2 protein-coding genes are annotated in these 3,851 nt (G+C 70.0%); one reads left to right on the top strand and one right to left on the bottom strand.

The window, feature by feature from the left end; translation table 11 throughout:
• Positions 1–219: 219 nt before the first annotated feature.
• Positions 220–2,940, top strand: a complete 2,721-nt coding sequence (locus K6I33_RS32835; RefSeq protein ID WP_229358297.1) for a M4 family metallopeptidase — start codon at positions 220–222, stop codon at positions 2,938–2,940.
• Between the two features lie 92 nt (positions 2,941–3,032).
• Here K6I33_RS32835 and K6I33_RS32830 read toward each other — a convergent pair whose 3' ends face one another.
• Positions 3,033–3,845: a lysozyme gene (locus K6I33_RS32830; protein ID WP_229358296.1), complete on the bottom strand. Its 813-nt coding sequence runs from the start codon at positions 3,843–3,845 to the stop codon at positions 3,033–3,035.
• Positions 3,846–3,851 lie beyond the last annotated feature (6 nt).

The following is a 3,851-nucleotide window of genomic DNA, read 5'->3' as shown; positions in this document are numbered from 1 at the left end:
CCCACCTAGGCCGAAAGTAACCCCCCTCCACGCGCGAACCATTGATCAGCCCGCGCCCCGCCTGTTGCATATGCCCCGACCACAGATGTTCCGGCGTTCCGTACGTACGGAGGGGGAACCTTGCGTAAGTCCAGAGCACGTTCAGGAAGACAGGTCGCGAAGAGCGGAATAGCAGGGGCGGCGGCGCTGGTGAGCGCTGCCGCCCTTGTTGTGTCCGCCATGCCCGCGCAGGCGTTCGCCGCGCCGGCCGGCAGCGATCCGGCAGATGTCATTCCGGGGAAGGGAACCTCCACCCCTTCCCTGGTCGACGGCATCCGCGAGGGTGTGAAGGCGAGCGGGAGCCCGGCCGACGCCGCCCGCGGGCACCTCGCCGACAAGAAGAGCCGTTACCGCATCGCCGATCCGGATCGGGATCTGAAGGCCGTTCAGTCGGTCACGACCGGGTCGAACGAGACCGTGCGGCTTCAGCAGAAGCACCGCGGCGTCGACGTCCTCGGCGGCCAGTACGTCGTCCGGATGGAGAAGAAGGACGGCAAGCGCGTCGTCACCGGTACCTCCGGCAAGTACTTCACGGGCCTCACCACCGGCACCAAGCCCGAGGTGGGCGAGGAGCTGGCCGTCCAGCGCGCGGTCGGCGCGACGCTCGCGCAGGTCGCCGGGAAGAAGCTCGCGGTCAATCCCAAGGCGGCCGCGTCGCTCAAGGGCACCGCGCGCGGTCTCGTCGTCCTGCCCAGGGGCGCCGGCGTGCTGACCCAGCACGTGACCGTCCGGGGCACCGACCCCGCCACCGGGCGGCCCGTGCTCCACGAGGTGTACGTCGACGCCAAGTCCGGCTACCCGGTCCTCCAGTACAGCGGGATCAAGACCTTCACGGCGGAGAAAACCGCGTCCGCCTCCGGTGAGGTGAAGGCCGCCGGTGAGGGCAAGGCCCCCGGGGGCCCGGCCAAGCACCCCGGCGTCGCCGGATCGGGTGTGAAGTACGACGGCACCACCGTCGAGCTCGGCCTGTTCTTCGACACGGCCCGCGGCGAGTACGTCATGAACGACCACTCCCGCATGTGGGACTCCAGCAAGAACGTGATCTCCACCTGGGACGCGCGCGGCAAGGACGTCTCGGAGGCGAACGGCGGCCGCTGGCCCGAGGGGATCAAGGAGTTCGGCTCGAGGACCCCGCAGTTCGACAAGGACGCCACGGAGGCGGGCGCGGTCGACGCGCACTGGGCCGCGGGCAAGGTCTACGACTACTACAAGAAGGTGCACGGCCGGGACAGCCTGGACGGCCGGGGCATGGCGATCAATTCCCTGGTGGGCCTGTCGCTCTCCGGGATGCCGCTCGTCAACGCCTTCTGGGACGGCACCAAGATGTTGTACGGCGGGGGCGACGAGGAGTACAAGACGCTCTCCGCCGACCTCGACGTGGTCGGGCACGAGATGACGCACGGCGTCGTCGAGAACAGCGCCAACCTCGTCTACGCGGGCCAGTCCGGCGCCCTCAACGAGGCGATCGCCGACTACTTCGGCAACGCCATCGCCGTGGACGCGGCCGGCATGTCCATGGACGACCCGGACGCGGGCCTGCTGGGCGGCAACCTGTGCCGGACCAAGACCCCGCGCCAGTGCGCCTTCCGCGACCTCAACGACGGGGCGACGACGTCCAAGAACTTCCTGGGCGTCTCCTTCGCCACCGACAACGGCGGGGTGCACCTCAACTCCACCATCTTCTCGGGCGCCCTCTGGGACATCCGCGAGGACCTGGGCCGTACCCTCGCCGACAGGATCGCCTACAAGGCGCTCACCGAGTACATGACCCCGCTCGACGGGTTCACCGAGGGCCGCGACGCGGTGATCGCCGCCGCCAAGGCGCTCAAGGTCTCGGCCAAGGACCTGAACGTCGTCAAGCGCTCCTTCAACGCCCACGGCATCGTCCCCAACTGGGAGCAGGCCATGGGCGTGGACTCGGACCTGCTGCTCGGCAAGCTCAATGTCTACAGCACCAAGGCCGGCGCGGGCGGCGGCTGGTGGGCGACGTCCAAGTCGAACGACGACGGCACCGAGGCCTTCTCGGTGTGGGCCGGCCGTACGGACGGCAAGGGCGAGACCAAGCTGATCAGCCCCAATGACGGGCGTTTCCACGTCAACCCGGCGACCGACGGCAAGACGGTGGCGTGGGCGGCGTACAGCGCGGCCGGGATGGACGTGCTGGCACGGCCGCTCGCGGGCGGCCCGGTGAAGAAGCTGTACAGCACCTCCGACACCGTCCTGGACGTCCGGGTCGAGGGCGGTGTCGTGGCCTTCGAGAAGATGGACGTCTTCGGCGCCCGGCACGTGGGCTTCCTGCGCACGGGTGACAAGGAGCCGACCTGGGCCGACGGCGGCAAGGCCGGCACCGGCTCGGCGTTCCCCTCGCTCTCCGGCGGCCGGCTCGCCTACGCCAAGGCCTACGCCGACGGTGACGACTACCGCATGGGCGTCGAGGTGCTGGACCTCAGGAGCGGTGAGCGGAAGCTGATGAACCAGCTCGGCCGGCCCGAGAGCATCGGCGAGACCGCGATCAACGGCAAGTACGTCTTCTGGCTGGCGGACGAGGTCGTCGACGACGGCCAGGTGGCCGTGCGCCGGTCGAACCTCGACGGCACCGGGACCGTGGACCTCAGCAAGGAGAAGGGTGAGGGCGCCCTGTTCGCCCAGAGCCTCACCGCCTCCGACGAGGCGCTGACCGTGACCGCGTCGCTGCCGGACCCCAAGTACCACAACGAGACCATGTCCAAGCTGTGGCAGTTCGGCGGGGCGAACGGCACCGACCGGGCCCGGGTCTCCTGCAACCGCGGTGAGCAGCTCTCCGCGGCGGCGGCCGGCGGCAAGCAGGTGGTGTGGATCGACGGCACCACCGGGTACACCGACCTGGTCACCCGCACCCGCCCGGCGGGCAACTGCGGCTGAGACTGAATGACCCTCCGGGACCGGCGGCTCGTGGAGTCGCCGGCCCACCCCGGGACGACCGGGTCCCCGGCGCCGGCACGCCGGGGGCCCGGTCAGCCGTACGCCAGCGACTTCAGCCTGCTGTACGAGCCGTTGAAGAGGTTGTGGTCGCCGACGGTCGAGCCGGTCTCGGTGTACTGCCAGAAGGTGTGGAAGTCCCACCCGTTCGGCAGCTCCCCGGCCGAGGAGCCGTAGCGCGGCACCCACAGCGGGTGGTCCGAGCCGAAGCGGCCGTAGTTGCCGGTGCACTTCTTCCACCAGGCGGTGGTGGTGTAGATGACGGCGTCGCGCCCGGTGCGGTGGCGGTAGACCGAGAGGAAGTCGGCGACCCAGTCGAGCAGGGCGTCGGCGCTCATGCCGTAGCAGGTGCTGCCGTAGGGGTTGTACTCCATGTCGAGCACACCCGGCAGTGTTCTGCCGTCGTCCGACCAGCCGCCGCCATGGTCGACGAAGTAGTCGGCCTGGTCGGCGCCGCCGGAATTGGACGGCAGGGCGAAGTGGTACGCGCCACGGATCATGCCGGCGTCATAGGAGCCGTTGTACTGCTGGGAGAAGGAGGGGTTGCGGTAGCTGGTGCCTTCGGTGGCCTTGACGTAGGCGAAGCGCGCGCCCTTGTTCCAGAGGGTCGACCAGGAGACGTTGCCGTTGTGGCTGCTGACGTCCACGCCCTCGACCGAGGCGATCGCCTCGCCGGCCGCGGTCGGGGGTCTGCCCTCGTGGGCGGGGACGGTCGAGCCCATCCAGTCGCGCTCGGGGTGGAAGGGGCGTTGCCGGTTGCCGGTCGTGGCCGCGGCGGCGGTGCCGGGCAGGGCGAGCAGGGTGAGGAGCAGGGCCAGTAGGGAGAGCAGGGGGACGAGGGGGGCCAAGGGCTG

Origin of the sequence: Streptomyces sp. UNOB3_S3 (genome assembly GCF_020740895.1) — a bacterium.
Classification (GTDB): domain Bacteria; phylum Actinomycetota; class Actinomycetes; order Streptomycetales; family Streptomycetaceae; genus Streptomyces.
This window is presented reverse-complemented; position numbering and strand designations above follow the sequence as displayed.

Bases quoted from the DNA above. Each gene is read 5' to 3' on its own strand.
- K6I33_RS32835 (WP_229358297.1), top strand. From the start codon at position 220: ATGCCCGCGCAGGCGTTCGCCGCGCCGGCCGGCAGCGATCCGGCAGAT.